Source organism: Endozoicomonas numazuensis (genome assembly GCF_000722635.1).
Taxonomy (GTDB): Bacteria; Pseudomonadota; Gammaproteobacteria; order Pseudomonadales; family Endozoicomonadaceae; genus Endozoicomonas_A; species Endozoicomonas_A numazuensis.
In genome coordinates, this window is record NZ_JOKH01000011.1 from 29,915 (window position 1) to 49,462 (window position 19,548).

Genomic DNA, 19,548 nt, shown 5'->3' on the forward strand with positions numbered 1-19,548 from the left:
CTGGACGTATTAGAACCCCGGAATCCCTACCATTTGATCAATTCCTTTTAGACTGGCGTTAATACTCAGGGTATTCGGATCAATGTTGCAAACGGCACCGTGAAAACTGAAGGGAGTCACCACGGGCTTACCCGGCCCGCTAGCAGCAATGACAAAAGAGCACATCGCTGGCGGCGGAGTACTCTCAGCCTTCTTTAGTGAGTATGCTTTATCTACCAACAACTCATAGAGCTTGTAGTGTTCACGAAGCCTTGACCCTTCAGTTGGCATTTGAACCATGGTAATTGACAGCACGCCATAAAAGTCAGACTTTGTCCCCAGCTGATACCCCAGAATCTCGCTATCCCCTTCTGACACCACAAGGGGAAGCTGGATTTGCCTGACTTTCATCGGATCATCGTCATCCTTTTCAAACCAGGCCACTTTCTCACAGTTCTTTTCTGGAAGAACAGATGTGCCATCTTCAGCCGCAAAATGCACATAGGTTTGCCACTCACCAGACGACGACTTTACGGTGTAATTGAAGTGAGTTTTGCAATCAGACACATCCTTTACAGGAGGACTGCCTTCTGTATTCACCGGGAGAGCCAGCGAATAGGGCACAAAACAGATGAACAAACCGAAAAAAAGACTCTTCTTCATAGGTACATTCTCCCACAAATGTTAAGAGTCTAGTTCAAATACAAACCTGCTTTATTAATTTACTTTTCAGGAGAACATCTGCAAATTCTCATACAAGACATCAGCAAAGTTTAACAACAATACGACAATGCTAAATTATTTTTTCCCTGACTGCTCAAGTGGCACCATAAACGCCTTTTCCACTGACTCTCGAGTCAATCGTATTGCCTGCTTGATTCCGATCTCCTGATCTTCAATCCCCATCCAGGCTCCTCCAATCAGGCCATCAATCCCAGACTTATGCCAGGCCAGAGGCAGATCTTGTCGTAACACATTTACACTGACCAAAAACTGGAGATACGCGTCCCATGCCGCTTGTTGTCTGGCCAGATTCACATAGATCTCATCAGTATCTGAAACACCCCAGTCCCTGAGCAAAAAACAATACTCGCTTTCAAGCTCAACAAAGCCTCCTATCATCTGCAGGAGCTGCTCTCGATAGTCATCAGGGTATTGAGTTTCGACAGCCATATAGGTTTGCTCTACTGCCTGAAGACAATCCATTAGCAGAGAGCCAATTAATTGCCCACGACTGGTAAAATGTCGGTGCAGTGTCGCCCTGCCAATACCGGCAGCTGCTGCCAACTCAGCCAGACTCGACCCCGGTTTTTTCACCAATAGTCGAATTGCTGCTTTCTTCAAACGTTGAACTGAACTTGGTCGCCCTGCCAATGCTCTTATTCCATTATTTCAATTGAGCCATGATTGTCTCATAGGCGTTCAGGATCTCAAGGTTTCTCAGCTCTGAGATCTCATAAAGTATTGAGTTTCTCATCCTGTCTACCTTTTAACGCTCACTATCAAGCTCATGAAACCTTCATACAGCTACTGCCCAACCCCATAGAAACTGATAAACTCCGCAACCTGTTACAGGAGCTTTTATGTCAGACACATCTAAACAGAACCAAGCACAACCCGCCCCCGTTTGGCGGAGACTGGCCGCCATTATATACGACAGCTTTCTGGTATTAGCCATTATGTTCCTGGTCGGCTTTATCAACCTGGGCATTCAAATGAAGGTGTATGGAGCAGAAGAGCTTAAAGCTATGACAGACAGCGGACAGTCAATAGGCGGTCCATTCTTTTATGCGGCTCTGTTTCTGAGCATTTTCAGTTTTTTTGCCTTTTTCTGGTCCCGTCGCGGCCAGACTCTCGGCATGCAGGCCTGGAAAATTCGAGTCCTGGATCAGCAGGGTGGCTTTATATCCATTGGCCAATGCCTGATCAGAGTACTCACCGCTATTCCCTCACTCGCACTCTGCGGGCTGGGTGTCTTTTGGTGCCTGTGGGATCGAGAGAGCCTTAGCTGGCAGGACCGCCTATCAAGCTCTAAAACCCTGTATATTCCCAAACAATAATCCTGACTCGATAGCAGGCAGTCAACCAACTTTTATTGAGATGACTGCCATACAAACCCACGAAACACCTGCCTCAACCTGCTGTTTTGATATTCCCTTTCCACTTAAAACAACCAAATAGTTTCCGAAATGCTTATTAGTATTTTTACCTATATGAGTTAATATAACCGAAGTCCGCCACATCTTATGGCGTCTTTTGAAGCTTGGAACCGGTGAATTTATTATCTGGTACCTCTACACTCAGGACAAAACTATGAATATCCTGTTGTTCCATGAGCTGACTCGCTTGGTGACAAAAATACTGGCCTCCATGAAGCCCGTGCAGAATCAAAAACAACTCTCCAGAGCTTATATTCCTGTAGAAAAAGAGAAAAATTCACGAAAACGCTCGAAGCACCACTAAACACCATCGAGCCAGCTTTTACACTGGCTCTTTCATCTCTTCCCTGAATTTCGATACTTGTATACGGGCATTACCTGTCAAGATAACACCCTGTCGTCAGGCCGCCTTATATAATAGCAATGACCCTATACCGATACAGATCAGAACGGGCAGAAGCACAGACAATAAAGGCGGGAAACCAAATACCAGACTGGAAGGCCCCAGCAGGTTCTGAACAATCATAAACACCACGCCGGTAATGACGCCCGAGAAAATCCTCAACCCCATGCTAACCGAGCGCAGGGGACCAAAAACAAAAGAGATTCCGACTAACACCAGAGAGAAGATAGACAAAGGCTGTAAGGCTTTGGTCCAAAAAGCCAGGGCATACTCACCGGTATCAAGCCCTTGCTCCTCCAGATAATTGGTATAGGTGTTTAATCCTGAAATAGACAGACCGTCAGGCTTAACGACAACGACCTTCAAGAGTGTTGTCGTTAGACTGGTATTCCATGGTTCTGTATTCACTTTTTCAGAAACAACTTTATTGCCTTCTACACGGCTACGGGTCACATCTTCTAATATCCAATGGTTCTGCTGATAAATAGCCCTTTTAGCAAAGGAGCTTTCCTTGAGCCTCATCTCACCATCAAATACATAGCGGCTCACACCGTAAAGCACCCCATTGGGCTCTACCGCGTTAAAATACATAAACTCATTGCCTTCACGATGCCAGACCCCCTCACCAGAATATTCTCCGTTGTAAGATCGTGCGATATTCTTACGGGTTTCAGCAATCTGTTCGGTGGTGGGCGCTACGTACTCCCCTACTACGATGCCTACGCAAATCAGTACCAGCGCTGGCTTCATGACTGACCAGACCATACGCCAAAGTGACACACCTGCAGCCCTCATGACCACCAGCTCACTGTTGGAAGCCATACTACCCAGGCCGGCCAGACAACCGATCAGAGCCGAAACCGGAATAAATTCATAGATTTTTTTGGGAATCAGCAGCAGGATATAAACGACCACATCCACCATCTGATAGTTACCACGGACATTATCCAGTTCACCCAAAAATGCGAACATGGATTCCAGCACGACCAGAATCACAAGCACCATGACCATGGATGCCAGAACATTCCATGCGATATAACGATCCAGCTTACGCACGAGCAGCTCTCCGTTTGGCAATCATGACCTGTACAGGCTCCTGAAAATAGACCCCTAATCCAAGTAACAAATAGGCACCATGAACCCACCAGACACCCAGCTGCGGAGATAAACGACCATCATCTACCATCCCCCGGGTTGAAATCAGCAAAGCCAGATAAAGGAGATACAACAGGACTCCCGGTAATAACTTGGCGAACCGTCCCTGTCGAGGATTAACTTTAGAAAGTGGAACCGCCAGCAGTACAATAATAGGGATTAATAATGGCAAGGAGATACGCCACTGAAGCTCTGCAATGTAAGACGGATTATCAGAGCCTATTAATACTGACGTAGGCAAAGCCTGCTCTTTGCTGATTTCATCAGCCACAGTACTTTCTTCCATCCGAATACCGTAGGTTTCGTATTGGGTAACCCTTACTTTTGGCGCACCTGGAACCAGGTCGTAGCGAAAGCCATCACTAAGGATCAAGTAACGCTGCCCCTCTTCTTCCGTCGTAGATATGCGACCACTCTCTGCCATCACCAGAGATATTTCCGAGCTATCTGAAGCACTGGACTGATGAGCAATAAACACTTTTTCCAGTTGTTGATTATCGTCTGTCAGCGACTCGGTATAGGTTACCCGGTTGGCCCCTTCAAACTTCTGAAACCTTCCGGGCACCAGTGTGTCAAACTCAGTCATGGAATCTTGCTGGGAAAGAATAGTTTCTACCTTCTTTATCCCCCAGGGAGCCACCATGGTACTCAATAGAGCAACGACAACCATAATGCACAGTGCAGGGATCATTGTCATACGCAACAGCCGCCCCTGACTTACTCCACAGGCTCCCATCACTGTCATTTCATTTTCTACATAGAGCCTTCCATAAGCCATGATAATGCCCAGAAACAGTCCCAGAGGAATAATCATCACCAGGAACTCGGGCATTCTGTAACCCATGATGGCAAAAAGGAAGTCGGCATTCAGCGAGCCGTTGGCGGCCTGTGCCAGATAATTCACAAAGCGGCCACTCATAATGATCAACAGCACAACACCGGTGACGGCAAATGTGACCTTGAGCATTTCTTTGGCCAGGTATCGAAAAAGGATCGAAGGCATGATCTGGTGTTACTGTTTCCGATAGTTCATAAAAAATGTCATTCAGGCACCCAAGGCGAATGAATGATGTAATGACTCAAACATCTGAGCTGTTTTTTTTCATGGCATACAACGAGACACTTGTTGAATCAGACAAAACAAAAAAGCAGCTTCAGGCAGTATATCGACCATCAAAACATGTTTTTTCTGCCCTGAAAGACATTTGTCGACACACTGACACAATAAACGGGCTAGAATCTGTCTCTGAAAGCCTTGCGGGAATTCACTTCTGGCGCAAGCTCTGTTCAAATACCCGATCTGACAATTATCCAACAAACCTATTCGAGTTTATAGCCCAGATGAGAGAAGTCGCATCATTTACATTCCTTTTGCAAAAATCGGATGTGACCTGAAGGAGTTCACAGGGCTTACTCGAGTATCTGTCGGTTCAGAATGCAATTCGGCTCATGGCTATACCAGCCCCTGACCGAAGCAAATGTATTGGTCAGAGGCTTACTCCGGAAAACTGGACAGGAATTGCACTCACAGACAAAGCTCAGAGAAACCACTTCTTTGGTGAACTTTAGACCGGGTCATTTCTTCTCAGCCAGCTTCCTGACATCAGGCCAGAGCCGTTGACCAACAGCCAGAGCGAAGCGCTACAGGTTTTGTCAGAAAGATTAACAGGAGATCGGGTCATCCCCGAGAGTTATAACCGGACAAGTGTCCTATGGGAGCAACCATGCAATTTATCGTAAAAAGCGGAGCGGTAGAGAAGCAGAAAACTGCCTGCCTGGTACTGGGTGTGCAGAAGAAAGAGCTTACCACTGCTGCGTCAGCCGTTAACGAAGCCAGCAAAGGTGCCATTGATAGCATTCTCAAGCGAGGCGACCTCAAATATAAGGCAGGCCAGACCCTGTTGCTCCAACATGTTCCGGAAATTGCCCCTGAGCGAATTCTGCTTTGTGCAACGGGCGAAGGCAAGAAAGCCCTGAATGAAAGCGAGTTCATCAAACTGGCTCAATCGGTGGCTTCTGAATTGAAAGCAGCTTCTGCCAAAGATGCCCTGGTGACACTGGACGATATCGAGGTAAAAGACAAAGATCACAGCTGGAAAGCACGCCAGCTGGTCGAAGCCATAGTGTATGCGTTCTACCAGTTCGACGAATTCAAAAGCAAAAATGCCGATGCACTGGCACTGAAGAAAATCACTTTTCTGGCAGACCGCAAACATATAGAAGCTCTGAAAAAAGCCATTGCAGAAGGTCAGGCCATTGGTGAAGGCCGAAACCTGGCCCGGACACTGGGCAATCTGCCTGGTAACGTTTGCCACCCGAGCTACCTGGCAGATCAGGCTAAAACCCTGGCAAAATCTCATGCCAAAATGACCCCCAAGATTCTGGGCGAAAAACAGATGTCCGACCTGGGCATGCATTCATTGCTTTCCGTAGGTCAGGGCTCCGATCAGGAATCCAAGCTGATTCTAATGGACTACAAAGGTGGCAAGCGTGGCGAAAAGCCTATTGTCCTGCTGGGCAAAGGCATCACCTTTGATACCGGTGGCATTTCTCTGAAGCCTGGTGCAGCCATGGACGAAATGAAGTTCGACATGTGTGGTGCAGCCAGTATTTTTGGTGCCATGCAGACCATCCTTGCTCTGGATCTGCCCATCAATGTAGTCGGCATGGTAGCCGCCGCCGAGAATATGCCCAGCGGTAATGCTAGCCGTCCCGGTGACATAGTCACTTCCATGTCTGGCCAAACCATTGAGATCCTCAATACAGATGCCGAAGGCCGTCTGGTTCTCTGCGACGCCCTGACTTATGCCGAGCGTTATAAGCCAAAAGCAGTGATTGACGTAGCCACATTGACCGGAGCTTGCATTATTGCCCTGGGCCATCATATCACTGGCCTGCTGAGTAATAATGATGAGCTGACCGGTGAGTTGCTCAAAGCCTCAAAAGACGCTTCCGACCAAGCCTGGCAACTGCCTATGGGCGAAGAGTTTCAAGCCCAGCTGGATTCGAACTTTGCCGATATGGCCAACATTGGCGGTCGTTCAGCAGGTACCATAACTGCCGCCTGCTTCCTGGCTCGCTTTACTGAAAGCTATCCATGGGCCCACCTGGACATTGCCGGTACCGCATGGACTTCCGGAAAAGCCAAGGGTGCAACCGGTCGCCCTGTCCCCATGTTGATTCAATATCTGATCAACCAGTTGTAAGTCTCTGCCAGAACGGGTCATACCTGACCCGTTCTGCTTTCAATTTTCACACAAGCCCTGTTAAATCCATGACTTGCAACCTTTCCACCAGAGCCATTTCCCATTACACTCAGCTTCATGTCCCGAGTAACCTTCTATTTGCTGCAACAGCAGTCCGCACAAGCCGTTAAGCAATTCGCCTGTCGACTTACCGACAAAGCGTGGCGTAATGGTATGCCTGTACATATTCATACGGATAACGACATCCAGTGCGAAACCCTGGATCGCCTGCTCTGGGAGTGGCGAGAAGACAGCTTTCTTCCCCATCAGATAATCACCAGCAAGACATCGGGCGCTCCTGTCACTCTTGGCATAGAGAAACCCGAATCATTGCACGACAATACTCTACTGATTAACCTGTCCAGTCGAATTCCGGACTTTTATAAACACTTTGTCCGGACCTGTGAAATTGTTGATCAGAGTCCAGGCCCGGTCGAGGTGCTCCGTGATAAATTCAGGGCTTATATTGCTGACGGCATCCAGCCGGAAACTCACCGAATCCAGATTGCAGGATAAGCCCCATGAGCCAGAAAAAAACAGAAGGTCTACTGGATGAACTGGAACGACTGAGAAGCCTTCTGAAAGAAGAGAAAGATCGTAGCGATCATCTCAATCAACACATTCCTGTTCTTACCGACCTGGCAGATCAGGAAGACTCCAGACAGACTGTCGCGGTGCTGAACGTCAAAGGGGACTACCAGCAAAGTCATCCTCAGCCCCCTACGCTTTCGCCCGTCATCCATTCTGGCGTTTCAGAATCGGAACTAAAATCCCGTTTACGTAAACAGGCCCGTTTGTTCATTCAGGAAATCATTGATGAAGAACTGGTCAGGGTTGAAGCCCAGCTGAACCGCGAACTGAACCACTATCTGGATCACCTTTTGGACCAGATGCCTGAAAATCTTTCAGATTGACGCCTTTTGTCATTCAGTCATTGATGCTCTCGATGTAGACTCAACCCGAATGGCGACTCCTATTAACACTGCTCTGACCGTTCCGTGTATACTACGCGGTTTAGATCAGAACCTGTCAGAATCCTGAAGTTATGGAAAAAACGTTTAACCCTCACGCGATTGAGCGCACCTGGTATCAGACCTGGGAAGAAAAAGGTTACTTTGCCCCCTCAGGCGAAGGCTCACCCTATACCATCATGATTCCACCGCCCAATGTCACCGGCAGTCTGCATATGGGTCATGCTTTCCAAGACTCCATTATGGACGCCCTGATTCGTTACCAGCGCATGAAAGGCAGCAATACCCTTTGGCAGGTAGGTACTGACCACGCCGGTATCGCCACCCAAATGGTGGTAGAGCGCAAGATTCAGGCAGAAGAAGGCAAAACGCGCCATGACTATGGTCGCGAAGCATTCACTGACAAAATCTGGGAATGGAAAGAAGAATCTGGCGACACCATTACTCGCCAGCTCCGCCGGCTGGGTGCATCCGTCGACTGGGAAAATGAACGATTCACTATGGACCCCGGTTTCTATAAAGCGGTTCAGGAAGTGTTTGTTCGCCTATATAAAGACGATCTGATCTATCGTGGCAAGCGTCTCGTCAACTGGGATCCTAAACTGCACACCGCCATTTCCGACCTGGAAGTGGAGAACAAAGACGTTAAAGGCCACATGTGGCACCTGCGCTACCCTCTGGCAGACGGTGAAACCACGGCTGAAGGCAAAGACTACATTGTTGTCGCTACCACCCGCCCTGAAACCATGCTCGGTGACACAGGTGTAGCAGTTAACCCTGAAGACGAGCGCTATAAAGCACTCATCGGCAAAGACATCATTCTGCCATTGGTGAATCGTCGTATTCCCATTGTGGCTGACGATCATGCCGACATGGATAAAGGTACTGGTTGCGTCAAGATCACCCCCGCTCACGACTTCAATGATAATGAAGTTGGCAAGCGCTGTGGTCTGCCCATGATCAACATCATGACTCTGGAAGGCTTCATTTCAGAGAAAGGCGACACTTACAACAATGACGGCACTGTAAACGACACTATTACTGCACCTATCCCTGAAAAATATCAGGGGTTGGAGCGCTTTGCTGCGCGCAAACAGATCGTTGCCGATTTTGATGAAGCCGGGCTTCTGGATGAAATCAAAGATCATGACCTGACCGTTCCTTACGGTGACCGTTCCGGTGTTGTGATTGAACCTCTGCTAACCGATCAATGGTTTGTCCGTGCCGAACCTCTGGCCAAACCAGCTCTGGAAGCGGTAGAAGATGGCCGCATTCAGTTCGTACCCAAGCAATATGAAAACATGTACTACTCCTGGATGAGAGATATCCAGGATTGGTGTATCTCCCGTCAGCTGTGGTGGGGACATCGCATTCCTGCCTGGTACGACGAGAACGGTGCCGTCTACGTAGGTCGCAACGAAGAAGAAGTACGAGAACAGAATAACATTCCAGCCAACGTTACCCTTAAGCAGGACGATGACGTACTGGACACCTGGTTCTCATCGGCACTCTGGACCTTTGGCACTCTGGGCTGGCCCGAAACCACTGAACGCCTGAAAACCTTCCATCCTACCGATGTGCTGGTAACCGGCTTTGACATCATTTTCTTCTGGGTTGCCCGGATGATTATGATGACTATGCACTTCATGAAAGATGAAGATGGCAACCCACAGGTTCCGTTCAAACACGTTTATGTCACGGGTCTGATCCGTGACGAGAACGGAGACAAGATGTCCAAATCCAAGGGCAATGTTCTGGACCCTCTGGACATGATCGATGGAATCGATCTGGAAAGCCTGGTGGAGAAGCGCACCGGTAATATGATGCAGCCTCAACAGGCCGCAAAGATCGAGAAACGCACCCGTAAAACCTTTGCTGAAGGCATTACAGCCCACGGCACTGATGCCTTACGCTATACACTGTTTTCTCTGGCCTCAACCGGTCGCGATATCAATTGGGACATGAAGCGCCTGGAAGGTTACAGAAACTTCTGTAACAAGATCTGGAACGCCGCCAATTATGTTCAAATGAACACCAAAGGTGAAGACTGTGGCCAGAACGGTGGCGAAGTCGAACTCACTCTGGCGGACAAGTGGATTATTTCCCAGCTGCAGCGCCTGGAAGCCCAGCTTGAAAAGAACATGGCCGAGTTCCGCCTTGATCATGCTTCCCAGAACCTGTACGACTTCATTTGGAATGAATACTGCGCCTGGTACCTGGAGCTGTCCAAACCTGTTTTATGGGATGAAGACGCTTCCGAAGCTCTGAAACGTGGTACTCGTCGTACTCTGGTCAAAGTTCTGGAAACCATCATGCGTCTGGCCCACCCGTTCATGCCATACATTACTGAAGAAATCTGGCAGAACATCAAGGAAGAGGCTGGCGTTGAGGGCGAAACACTCATGCTCCAGAGCTACCCGACTCTGGATGAAAGCAAGCTAGACGAGACTGCTGAGCAGGATATCGAATGGCTGAAAGGCTTTATTACCGGCATCCGTAATATTCGTGCTGAATTGAATATTGGCCCAAGCCGCGAGCTGAGCGTACTGCTGCGTAATCTTTCTTCTGACGACCAGCGTCGCCTTAATGAGAACACTGCCTTCCTGAAGTCACTGGCAAAGCTGACCGATATTCGTGTTCTAGCCTCCGACGAGGAAGCCCCAATGTCGACCACTCAGCTGGTTGGCAAGATGGAAGTGCTCGTACCCATGGCGGGTCTGATCGACAAAGACAAAGAAATAGCTCGTCTCAGTAAAGAAGTTGAACGACTCAATAAAGAAGTTCAGCGTTTTGAAGGCAAGCTGTCCAACGAGAAGTTTATCAACAATGCCAAAGCCGAAGTGGTTGAGAAGGAACGCAGTAAGCTGATAGAAGCCCAGGCTGCCAAAGAACGTCTGGATGAACAGCTCAAAGCTATTCAAGCTCTTTAAGCGGTAAACGTTGAATTGAGCAAATACTTGACCTGAATATAAAAAGGCCTGACTGCAGATTTTCAGTCAGGCCTTTTTTAATGATCTCCTGAACATCAGGGAGCTAAACCTTGCCCCTGCTGATATTCCTGCAATGCCTGCATGGCTGTATTGAGCCTTCTTGTCAAATAACGTTCACGCTCAAAATTCAGGTAAGCATCCAGAGTTCCAAAGTGCTCAATTTGCTCCTGAGTCATTTCTTCAATGGTATGCACTGGCGCCTGAAACACCACAGGATTATTCAATGCTCCACTCTCAACCAGCCCTTTGAAATCATTGCCAGTAAATACCTCAGCACCCTGATTATGCTGAACAGTCTGAAGCTGCAAAAAGCTTTTGTAGGCGTTAAGCCCATCACAAAGCTCATCCCCATCTTCAATACCCAGATTTTTGATCAACCTCATTAACCGATCCATAAACACAGGAGCTAAATCACCTTCCGGGCTTATCTCATGAATAATATTCAGGATTTCAACGATATTCTCATCAGTGACAGGAATAGGTTCACCCGCTGCATTAGTCAGGCCCTGAACATGCTCCATGATCAGAATCTGGTCATCATTCCCCATATGATTAAACTCCCGGACTAAATCCTCGAGATCAGCAGGATTGGCATCACCCTGTTTTTCGACGATACGACGCTGCAAGTCCATCAACTGCTGGCGAATTTGCTGAACATTGGCCGCTTCACCCTGCTGACGATAAGCGATCAACCCCACCAACTTCTTACCCCCTTGTCTTGTAACAGTAAATACTGCACCAAAGACAGTTCCACCAATGGCAGCAAGCGGAGTCAGCGCAATCAATGCAGGGGAAGTAGATGTCAGAGCAAGACCGGCACCAATGTATTTAAAAGGAGCGACCGGGACAATATTGAACGCTTCAGAAGCATCAAATTTTTTATTCTGTGGACGAAAGACATTCACGCCTTTGATCACCAGATAGCCTGGCAACCCAACAACAGCAGCAACGGATTTACCGAAGGCCAAACCCACCGCCTTCCCTGCCTTATATGAAAGCTCTGCGGGCAATAAAGCACCTCTGACAGCTCCGTTCAGTGTGCCTCTGGCAATTGACTGCCCTGTCTCCAATATCCCGGCCATGAATCACTCCTTTGACTCAATCCTTTTTTCGCTAACCTCATGATGAGGAAAGACTATCGAAAAGAAACTAACCAGACTGCAAGCATGACTAACCATGTTTCCATGGCCTGACCGATAATAGACAGGCCATACTTCTAATCGTTGTTCTTACGAAACTGATCTCGAATTTGCTGCAATCGGGCCCACTCTTCTTCAGCAGCTAACAACTCAGAAAACAACTCATCCCCTTCTACGCTTTCAGAATCATTATCTTCTTCAATCTCCTGAGCACGCTCTTCAATCCAGAAGTGCTCAAAACGGTCCTCAATCTGAAGGCTCAGTAGATTAGCTCTAACGATTCGGGAATCATCATCAATTCCAACACTCTCTTCTTCTCCCCACCTGGAGAAACATGGCTTCATCCTTGCCAAGAGCTTTTGCCACAAGGAAAACAACGCAACTGCTATACGATTATTGCCTCTGGGTGCAGCGTCTTGAGTCTGATCAGAATCGTCAACCATAATGCGTCCTTACTGCCTGGTCTTATAAACTGATTATAGAACTTCTGTTCCTGCGGCCAATCGACCGAATATTGACACCTTCACGAAATTCTAAAGGACTCGGTTCTCAGGATTACAGCAATTAGACACCCTGCTACTGCCACTGGCAGAATAAAAAAAAGATTTCCTGTCTGGAAAAAATCTGGATTTATAATCACGGCAACATAGCCAATAATCATCCCCATTCCTGTGCTCCACTGAAACCAGGAAGCAAAGTACGGGGCATCATCGGGTGTGGCCATTATTTTTATCTTTGAAGCCAGAATCGATTCATAGAGCGTATAAAGAAAGAGCGTAACAAAAACCAGCCAGGCATTGGCTTTCAATACCAAAAATAGAACAAGCAATAATGAATAGATAACCAGAACCGGGATCTCTGGAATATTTCGACAATTATAAACCATCAATACCCCGACCATAGTGACAGCCACCCCCATCAATACAAAGTTGAAAGAGGCCTGTTGATAATTATCAAGTAATAACCACTCAGCGGATACGGTAGTGACGATAATAGTCTGTACACAACGATAATAGGTTATAAAGAGTGCTTTCCAAGGATAACCTTTTGGTAAATGAGTGACTATCGAAACCAGAATATTACCTGAGGACTCTCTGACAAGATTAAGGGTTGACCAATACAAAGCTACTGCGACAATTACATTGATCGTACTGAACAATACCAGCAAATCACCGGCACTTATACCGTTGGATAGAAACAATGCAATAGCAGGCGTCGTAATTCTAACCAGAGAATTCAGGGAAACTATTTTTCCTTGAAAAATAGTTTGTTGTTGGTCAGGAACGTTGCATGAACAAATGGAAAAGAACGCAATGCTTCTGGCCTGACTGAGAATCGAAAAAATAAAGGCTATACCCATGACAACGGCCAATGACATTTCTACATCTATTAAAAAGCTGGACAGCACCAGAGACAAAATTGACGATACACGCAGAATGGTCACCGAGCTAAAGAAAGAAACGGCAGAGCCAATTACAGTGGAAAAAAGGACACCAGGTACAGCCAGAGACAAATACAAGCTAGAATAGCCTGCATTGCCTTGGGTTTCCGCAATGGCTGCACCTACAATAAAAATCAATACACCTGCCAGTAAAGTAATAATCTCATTCAAGAGCAGAATTAATGGCAGCTGAATTCGACTCATCAAGCTGCCAGGCAATAATGATTGACTGAGTATTGATCAGGGGATATGCCAAATTGACTCATAATACGAGTATGCTTTTCATCCGCGTAAACCTCTTTCTTTTCATGAAAGAAAGACTCGTCGTACCAGCTGTACACCAAAACAGATTAACCGACCTTTAACGGTGATATTACGCCAATCGTATTTAGCTTCACTATCCGACACTGACAAAAGTCGTTCATCAGACTCCTGTAATGCTTTCAAGCACTGATTCATGTTATCAAGGTCACTGAACGACATTGTCATTTCAGTAATTGCACGAGTTTGAGGAGGGTTATCTCTTAAAAACTGACTGGCAGGAATACATACAGGGTTCTGTGGAAATTCGGACATAAATATCATGAAAGATACTCCTGAAGATCGGACACTTAACCTTTTCAAGAAAATAAGCTGACGCCAAGACAAAAGGCTGCGGAAGTATAGGCTGGAGCGATAAAAGTATCAAATCCAGCTATCGGGCAATATCATTGAGCACTGGAACCCTGTACTTTTTACAGCCCCGTAGCTAAGAAAATGATTCCAACCCTCGGGATGGAATCATTTTCACAATAGTAATTACCCGTTTATTTCAGTTCCAATATCTGCTCTTCGATTTTCTGCTTCCAGATCTGCGGGCCGGTTTTATGTACGGAATCACCCGTATGATCAACTGCCACCGTCACAGGCATGTCTTTAACTTCAAATTCATAGATGGCCTCCATTCCCAATTCAGGAAAGGCAATCACTTCTGCCTTTTTAACCGCCTGGGAAACCAGATAAGCGGCACCGCCCACAGCGATCAGATAGACAGACTCATTATCTCTGATGGCCTCAATGGCAGCATCACCACGCTCAGCTTTGCCAATCATCCCAGCCAGGCCAGTTTCTTCCAACAGAGTCCGGGTGAATTTATCCATTCGAGTAGAGGTGGTCGGACCCGCTGGACCCACAACTTCATCACGAACGGGATCGACAGGGCCAACATAGTAGATAAAGCGCCCTTTCAGATCCACAGGCAACTCTTCTCCACGGGACATCATATCGATCATACGCTTGTGTGCGGCATCACGACCGGTCAGGATTTTACCCGACAGCAAAACCGTATCACCCGGCTTCCAGGTCTTGATCTCTTCTTTAGAGATATCATCAACATTGACCTTACGAACACCTTCACTCAAATCCAGAGCGACTTCAGGGTAATCGTCCAGGCTCGGCGCTTCCTGAATAACAGGACCACTGCCGTCTAGAACAAAGTGTGCATGTCGTGTAGCTGCACAGTTTGGAATCATAGCAACAGGCAAAGAAGCCGCATGAGTTGGGTAGTCCTTAATTTTGATATCAAGAACCGTGGTCAGTCCGCCTAGCCCTTGAGCACCAATACCCAGACTGTTTACTGCCTCCATGATTTCCAGACGCAATTCTTCTACCCGGTTACTGGGTCCGCGTTCTCTGAGCTCATGAATATCAATGGGGTCCATCAGGGATTCCTTGGCCAGTACCATAGCTTTTTCAGCCGTACCACCAATACCAATACCCAGCATGCCCGGAGGACACCAGCCCGCTCCCATAGTAGGAACTGTTTTCTTCACCCATTCCACTATATCGTCAGATGGGTTCAACATGGCCAGCTTGGACTTATTCTCTGAGCCACCCCCTTTTGCTGCCACCTGTACGTCGACGGTATCACCCGGCACCAGAGTCATATGAATAACCGCTGGCGTGTTATCTTTGGTGTTTTTACGCGCTCCAGCCGGGTCTTCCAGAACAGAAGCACGCAGAACATTTTCAGGGTGTGTATAGGCGCGACGAACACCTTCATTCACCAAGTCTTCAACACTTCGATCACTTTCGAAGCGGACATTCATACCGATCTTCAGGAACACCGTTACAATACCCGTGTCCTGACAAATAGGTCGCTTACCCATGGCACACATTCTGGAGTTGATCAGAATCTGGGCCATAGCATCTTTAGCGGCCTTGGACGGCTCTTTTTTCCAGGCATCATGGACGGCGTGAATAAAGTCCAGCGGATGATAGCAGGAGATAAATTGCAGAGCGTCAGCTACGCTCTCAATCAGATCCTCTTCACGAATTAGTGTCATTACGCTCCCCAACTCCCATGATCGGTCCAGGAGCCTGCCAAACTCATACATAGATCCGGCAGACTGCCAGCTTTGCAATCTTCAAACGATACAGATACTGAAGAACAGCCTTCAGAATCCCGGCCAGCAATCTGGCTCTGTTTTTTGCTCTGATGGCTCACTGCACAATTCAGAACTTTAATGAAGAACCCTTTTGAAACCTGACTGTTTTCTGGCTTCATTTCGGGCTTCCCCTCCTCATTTGCCCGTGGAGTATATCAATGCTTTCCTCAGGAAACAGCCATGAGCGTAGAAAAACATTTAGTGACATCTCCAAACTTTAATAGCGATACAGATGCCTGTTTTTCACGATAATCAGGGATTGACCACAGAGCCTTTCATTTTTTATCGCGACTGGCCGAAACAAACGACAGACGAGGCTTAGAGATTAAGTATCAAGCCCCAGGAGCCTGAAGAATTTCATAGCTTGCGTTTAAAACCGCTATGGCAATGAAATGGCTTCCACGGTAAAAAACACCAAGGTAAGATACCACCATGCCTGTTATCACACTCTCTAATCGGGCTTACCCGGTCAATACCGACAAGTGCTTGCTGGACTCTTTACTGGAAAAGGGAGAACGAATTCCTTATTCCTGCCGTTCAGGTATTTGTCACGCCTGTATGTTGAAAGCCGATATGGGTCAACCTCCAGCAGACAGCCAGACATACTTGAGCAGTGAAAAAGTTAATGAAGGCTATTTTCTTGCCTGCCAGTGTCTACCCGAAAGCGATATGACCGTGTCATTACCAGGCAGAAAACACACACAAGCCATCATTACGGCCAAACAATCTTTAAGCCCCACCGTTGTCGCCCTGGAGCTGGCTGCACGACACCCGGTAAACTACTTTCCCGGTCAGCACATTAGAGTCGATACCGGCCTTAATCTTGAAAAAGAATGCTATCTTGCTTCTGTACCGTCACAGGATCGGTCAATGGTCATCCATGTTCAGCGTAAGGTAGCTGAGCCTTTTAGCGCCTGGGCTCACGATTCTACCGAAGTCGGCCAAAAAGTCAGCCTCAGCAGCCCCCGCGGACTGCATCTTTGTGGAAATCTGCCAGACACCGCTGACCAAATACTTATTGCTCAAGAAGGCTCTCTGGCTCCTTTACTGGCCTATGCCCGTGATACTCTGAGCCTTACAACCCCTTCACCCCACACCAGAATCCACTTGATACAAGAAGCATCCAGCAGTGACAATCATTACTGCATTGAACAACTGGAGGCCCTCGCCCAACTCGACTCATTCAGTTATACCCTGACTACAGGTCGACAGGATTATGGACAGTGGCTGCAATCTGCCCGACCTCAGCCCTCACCAATCAGAGTAATCTGTGCAGGGGACGCACCCTTCAGCACCCCCATAAAGGACTACTGTACCGATCGAAAAAACGCGAAATGCATTCTCCTCAGCAGTGAACTTTGCTAATCCGGTTTTCCCTTCGCAACCCTCGGCATTCCTGTTAATCTAAAGCTATAAACCTGACTCTGTAAGCAAGATTAAAAAGGCGGAAATGGAAGTATGAGTATGCAAGATCGGGTCAGTAAAAAACTGACAGCTGCCCTGGAACTCCAACACTTTGAAATTTTCAATGAAAGCCATATGCACAACGTGCCTCCCGGCTCGGAGTCCCATTTTAAAGTGGTACTGGTCAGCCAGGAGTTTGAAGACAAAATGCCCGTTAAACGGCATCAACTGATCTACAAGATTCTGTCTGAAGAAATGCAAGGTGGGATTCATGCTTTGGCTCTCCACACTTATACACCCGGTGAGTGGCATGAACGTCAAGAGCAGGCACCTGATAGCCCGGACTGCAAAGGTGGCAGCAAACGCTAAGTGCGCTCAAACATTAATAATCTATTGCGTACCATGAGCGCTTGAAGCAGATTGTCATCGCCATCAGGAATGAGAATCCTTCACAGTCAACAATGGAGAGCCCCTGGACGTGTGCGGCGGTGTACAATTCGATCTGGATGGCCAGACCATCAAAACCTTTTTCCCGAACCCTAAAGCCCGACTGCCGGTATTGACCCGGCAGGGCCAGCAGGTCCTGGTACCCTGGGGACGCCGTGAAAGTCAGCCAGGCCTTGCCCCTCAGGGAGGCTGGGCAAGACTTGAGTCCGTAAAAAGTGGCATCTGGAGCCGTTTTAACCCCAGACCTGTAAAGATCAGTGTCGATGCGTTTATGGAAAAAGATGACGCCGGTGAAAGCCACTGGTTCATGCTGGAAAATCAGCAGTTTATTCAGGGCCTGATTGCTACAGACGGCCCTTTCACACGGCTTTATGTTGTGACTGAAGAAAACGAACAAAGCTGTCATAAAAGTCATCGCTGGCCCAGGGTGATGGATGCGCCTGAACCACTAAGAACGACATCAGGTGGACTCTTTTAGAAGAAGAAGCCTATTATCCCTTTCTTTGAGCCAACATTTCGTTTTGCTCATTTAAACAGCCATGAGCTAAACAGCCATGAGCGGGAAATGCTGCTCACCTCGAACCATGAAAATGGCTTCAGGGTCTGATAGAGCAGCATTTCCATAGTAAAAAACTCCCTTAATCACATAACGACTCGCACCATGACAGCTTACAAAAAAACACGCCGACTTCTCGCACTGCCCGTTGTGCTGATCAGCGCCCTGCTACTGACGGCCTGCTCAACACAACAGAAAATCGATACTGAAGAACAACCCTACAGCGGCTATCTGGAACATTATGAAAAACTCACTCCTATTGATGACGATACCGCCATGCGCTGGGTCAGTGGCGATCTGAAGAAATACAAAAAAGTCTATGTTGAGCCCATCAAACTGTTCCCAAATTACAACGCCACGAATGACGCACAGCGTGAAGTAGCCACCAAAGTGGCAGACTACCTGAACAATGGCTTTAAAGAAGGCCTGAAGAAACGTGGCATGCTGGCTGAAAAACCAGGACCTGGCGTACTTGTGATACAACCCGCTATCACAGGTATTGTTTCAGAAATGAAAGACCTCAAACCCAGACAATTTGTCCTGCCTGTTGCTGTTGCCAGAACATTGATTAAAACCGCAACAGATCGTCTGGATTATATCGTTGCTCTCTATATGGAAGTTCAATTAAGAGACGGTGGTACTGGAAAACTGGAAGGCGAAGTGCTTCGTAAGGGCATTAATAAACAATCAGACAACGATGAAGTCACCAAAGAAGATGTCAAAGCCGTTCTGGACGACTGGCTTGAATTCTATAATCGTGGACTGGATATGATTATCGGAAAAGAACAATAATCCAGGAGTCAGGTGATTTTCTATACCCATTGGATTTCAAGATGCTACTAGGCGACAAGTGAGCGAAGCCCTGTGAGACTAAAAGTAGTAGGTGAAAGTAGTAGGTGATCAGGGTGAGCGAACGCTGGCAACAACGTAGCATCTTGAAAGGCGATGGGTATATCCGTTCGCACTGAGCCTATCAAAGCGCATTACCAGTATCCTTCGACAGGCTCAGGATGAACGGGGTTCGTAGGAAAATTAGCTTGGCGGCACTAGCCCGGAAAATTCATAAAGCCGCTCCAGTCAGACTATAGACTGCGGAAATACTGAGATATTCGTTTGCTGATGTGAACGAAAAGAAACGAACATCGCTCGTCGGCTTCTCGCTAGCTCTTTCTCCGCCGTGACAGCATTTTCTCGTCAGATCCATGCAATAAGCATGAATATGACGAGAAAATG

General features: G+C 47.5%; 19 protein-coding genes. 10 read left to right on the forward strand and 9 right to left on the reverse strand.

All coding sequences use genetic code 11. The annotated features are described in order from the left end of the window. Positions 1-9: 9 nt before the first annotated feature. Together GZ78_RS26000 and GZ78_RS27930 are read right to left on the reverse strand one after the other, a co-directional pair. Positions 10-642: a hypothetical protein gene (locus GZ78_RS26000; RefSeq protein WP_152558965.1), complete on the reverse strand. Its 633-nt coding sequence runs from the start codon at positions 640-642 to the stop codon at positions 10-12. 135 nt (positions 643-777) lie between these two features. After that, positions 778-1,323 carry a TetR/AcrR family transcriptional regulator gene (locus tag GZ78_RS27930; RefSeq protein ID WP_051786571.1) on the reverse strand — a complete coding sequence of 182 codons (546 nt, stop codon included), beginning with the start codon at positions 1,321-1,323 and terminating at the stop codon, positions 778-780. 239 nt (positions 1,324-1,562) lie between these two features. On the opposite strand from GZ78_RS27930, the gene GZ78_RS26010 reads away from it, so the two are divergent. Further along, the gene (locus tag GZ78_RS26010; RefSeq protein WP_034843016.1) at positions 1,563-2,039 is read left to right on the forward strand and encodes an RDD family protein; all 477 of its coding nucleotides are present in this window, start codon (positions 1,563-1,565) and stop codon (positions 2,037-2,039) included. A 253-nt stretch (positions 2,040-2,292) separates the two neighbouring features. Beyond that, positions 2,293-2,442, forward strand: a complete 150-nt coding sequence (locus tag GZ78_RS29725) for a hypothetical protein (protein WP_161787499.1) — start codon at positions 2,293-2,295, stop codon at positions 2,440-2,442. A 96-nt stretch (positions 2,443-2,538) separates the two neighbouring features. Here GZ78_RS29725 and lptG read toward each other — a convergent pair whose 3' ends face one another. Then, the gene (gene lptG, locus GZ78_RS26020) at positions 2,539-3,597 is read right to left on the reverse strand and encodes an LPS export ABC transporter permease LptG (protein ID WP_034843021.1); all 1,059 of its coding nucleotides are present in this window, start codon (positions 3,595-3,597) and stop codon (positions 2,539-2,541) included. After that, positions 3,590-4,699, reverse strand: a complete 1,110-nt coding sequence (gene lptF / locus GZ78_RS26025; RefSeq protein ID WP_034843023.1) for an LPS export ABC transporter permease LptF — start codon at positions 4,697-4,699, stop codon at positions 3,590-3,592. Before lptF ends, lptG begins: the two co-directional genes overlap by 8 nt. Before the next feature lie 721 nt (positions 4,700-5,420). Between lptF and GZ78_RS26040 the strand changes: the two genes are divergently transcribed. The 4 genes from GZ78_RS26040 (at position 5,421) to GZ78_RS26055 (ending at position 10,842) form a co-directional block, all read left to right on the forward strand. Next, positions 5,421-6,902 carry a leucyl aminopeptidase gene (locus tag GZ78_RS26040; protein ID WP_034843029.1) on the forward strand — a complete coding sequence of 494 codons (1,482 nt, stop codon included), beginning with the start codon at positions 5,421-5,423 and terminating at the stop codon, positions 6,900-6,902. 117 nt (positions 6,903-7,019) lie between these two features. Further along, complete coding sequence (locus tag GZ78_RS26045) at positions 7,020-7,457, forward strand: DNA polymerase III subunit chi (protein WP_034843031.1); 438 nt, start codon at positions 7,020-7,022, stop codon at positions 7,455-7,457. Positions 7,458-7,462: 5 nt separating this feature from the next. Next, positions 7,463-7,855: a hypothetical protein gene (locus GZ78_RS26050; RefSeq protein WP_034843033.1), complete on the forward strand. Its 393-nt coding sequence runs from the start codon at positions 7,463-7,465 to the stop codon at positions 7,853-7,855. Between the two features lie 131 nt (positions 7,856-7,986). After that, positions 7,987-10,842, forward strand: coding sequence for a valine--tRNA ligase (locus tag GZ78_RS26055; protein WP_034843036.1), 2,856 nt, complete (start codon positions 7,987-7,989; stop codon positions 10,840-10,842). 95 nt (positions 10,843-10,937) lie between these two features. Here GZ78_RS26055 and GZ78_RS26060 read toward each other — a convergent pair whose 3' ends face one another. From GZ78_RS26060 to GZ78_RS26080, 5 genes are all read right to left on the reverse strand, one after another. Next, entirely contained in the window at positions 10,938-11,984 is a 1,047-nt protein-coding gene (locus tag GZ78_RS26060; protein WP_034843037.1) for a hypothetical protein, read from the reverse strand. A gap of 134 nt (positions 11,985-12,118) precedes the next feature. After that, positions 12,119-12,484, reverse strand: a complete 366-nt coding sequence (locus GZ78_RS26065) for a hypothetical protein (RefSeq protein ID WP_034843040.1) — start codon at positions 12,482-12,484, stop codon at positions 12,119-12,121. 80 nt (positions 12,485-12,564) lie between these two features. After that, positions 12,565-13,686 carry a hypothetical protein gene (locus tag GZ78_RS26070; RefSeq protein WP_051786572.1) on the reverse strand — a complete coding sequence of 374 codons (1,122 nt, stop codon included), beginning with the start codon at positions 13,684-13,686 and terminating at the stop codon, positions 12,565-12,567. Positions 13,687-13,788: 102 nt separating this feature from the next. Next, complete coding sequence (locus tag GZ78_RS26075) at positions 13,789-14,067, reverse strand: hypothetical protein (RefSeq protein ID WP_034843044.1); 279 nt, start codon at positions 14,065-14,067, stop codon at positions 13,789-13,791. 221 nt (positions 14,068-14,288) lie between these two features. Then, positions 14,289-15,806: a fumarate hydratase gene (locus GZ78_RS26080; protein WP_034843047.1), complete on the reverse strand. Its 1,518-nt coding sequence runs from the start codon at positions 15,804-15,806 to the stop codon at positions 14,289-14,291. A gap of 534 nt (positions 15,807-16,340) precedes the next feature. On the opposite strand from GZ78_RS26080, the gene GZ78_RS26090 reads away from it, so the two are divergent. The 4 genes from GZ78_RS26090 (at position 16,341) to GZ78_RS26105 (ending at position 19,107) form a co-directional block, all read left to right on the forward strand. Next, on the forward strand, positions 16,341-17,273 hold the full coding sequence (locus GZ78_RS26090) for a 2Fe-2S iron-sulfur cluster-binding protein (protein WP_034843051.1): 933 nt from the start codon (positions 16,341-16,343) through the stop codon (positions 17,271-17,273). Positions 17,274-17,366: 93 nt separating this feature from the next. Beyond that, positions 17,367-17,681: a BolA family protein gene (locus tag GZ78_RS26095; protein ID WP_034843054.1), complete on the forward strand. Its 315-nt coding sequence runs from the start codon at positions 17,367-17,369 to the stop codon at positions 17,679-17,681. A 109-nt stretch (positions 17,682-17,790) separates the two neighbouring features. Continuing rightward, positions 17,791-18,237 carry a hypothetical protein gene (locus GZ78_RS30105; protein WP_051786573.1) on the forward strand — a complete coding sequence of 149 codons (447 nt, stop codon included), beginning with the start codon at positions 17,791-17,793 and terminating at the stop codon, positions 18,235-18,237. Between the two features lie 183 nt (positions 18,238-18,420). Next, entirely contained in the window at positions 18,421-19,107 is a 687-nt protein-coding gene (locus GZ78_RS26105; protein ID WP_034843057.1) for a DUF3313 domain-containing protein, read from the forward strand. Positions 19,108-19,548: the final 441 nt, after the last annotated feature.

Bases quoted from the DNA above. Each gene is read 5' to 3' on its own strand.
- GZ78_RS26000 (WP_152558965.1), bottom strand. From the start codon at position 642: ATGAAGAAGAGTCTTTTTTTCGGTTTGTTCATCTGTTTTGTGCCCTAT.
- GZ78_RS26010 (WP_034843016.1), top strand. From the start codon at position 1,563: ATGTCAGACACATCTAAACAGAACCAAGCACAACCCGCCCCCGTTTGG.
- GZ78_RS29725 (WP_161787499.1), top strand. From the start codon at position 2,293: ATGAATATCCTGTTGTTCCATGAGCTGACTCGCTTGGTGACAAAAATA.
- lptF (WP_034843023.1), bottom strand. From the start codon at position 4,699: ATGCCTTCGATCCTTTTTCGATACCTGGCCAAAGAAATGCTCAAGGTC.
- GZ78_RS26040 (WP_034843029.1), top strand. From the start codon at position 5,421: ATGCAATTTATCGTAAAAAGCGGAGCGGTAGAGAAGCAGAAAACTGCC.
- GZ78_RS26045 (WP_034843031.1), top strand. From the start codon at position 7,020: ATGTCCCGAGTAACCTTCTATTTGCTGCAACAGCAGTCCGCACAAGCC.
- GZ78_RS26050 (WP_034843033.1), top strand. From the start codon at position 7,463: ATGAGCCAGAAAAAAACAGAAGGTCTACTGGATGAACTGGAACGACTG.
- GZ78_RS26055 (WP_034843036.1), top strand. From the start codon at position 7,987: ATGGAAAAAACGTTTAACCCTCACGCGATTGAGCGCACCTGGTATCAG.
- GZ78_RS26060 (WP_034843037.1), bottom strand. From the start codon at position 11,984: ATGGCCGGGATATTGGAGACAGGGCAGTCAATTGCCAGAGGCACACTG.
- GZ78_RS26065 (WP_034843040.1), bottom strand. From the start codon at position 12,484: ATGGTTGACGATTCTGATCAGACTCAAGACGCTGCACCCAGAGGCAAT.
- GZ78_RS26070 (WP_051786572.1), bottom strand. From the start codon at position 13,686: ATGAGTCGAATTCAGCTGCCATTAATTCTGCTCTTGAATGAGATTATT.
- GZ78_RS26075 (WP_034843044.1), bottom strand. From the start codon at position 14,067: ATGATATTTATGTCCGAATTTCCACAGAACCCTGTATGTATTCCTGCC.
- GZ78_RS26080 (WP_034843047.1), bottom strand. From the start codon at position 15,806: ATGACACTAATTCGTGAAGAGGATCTGATTGAGAGCGTAGCTGACGCT.
- GZ78_RS26090 (WP_034843051.1), top strand. From the start codon at position 16,341: ATGCCTGTTATCACACTCTCTAATCGGGCTTACCCGGTCAATACCGAC.
- GZ78_RS26095 (WP_034843054.1), top strand. From the start codon at position 17,367: ATGAGTATGCAAGATCGGGTCAGTAAAAAACTGACAGCTGCCCTGGAA.
- GZ78_RS26105 (WP_034843057.1), top strand. From the start codon at position 18,421: ATGACAGCTTACAAAAAAACACGCCGACTTCTCGCACTGCCCGTTGTG.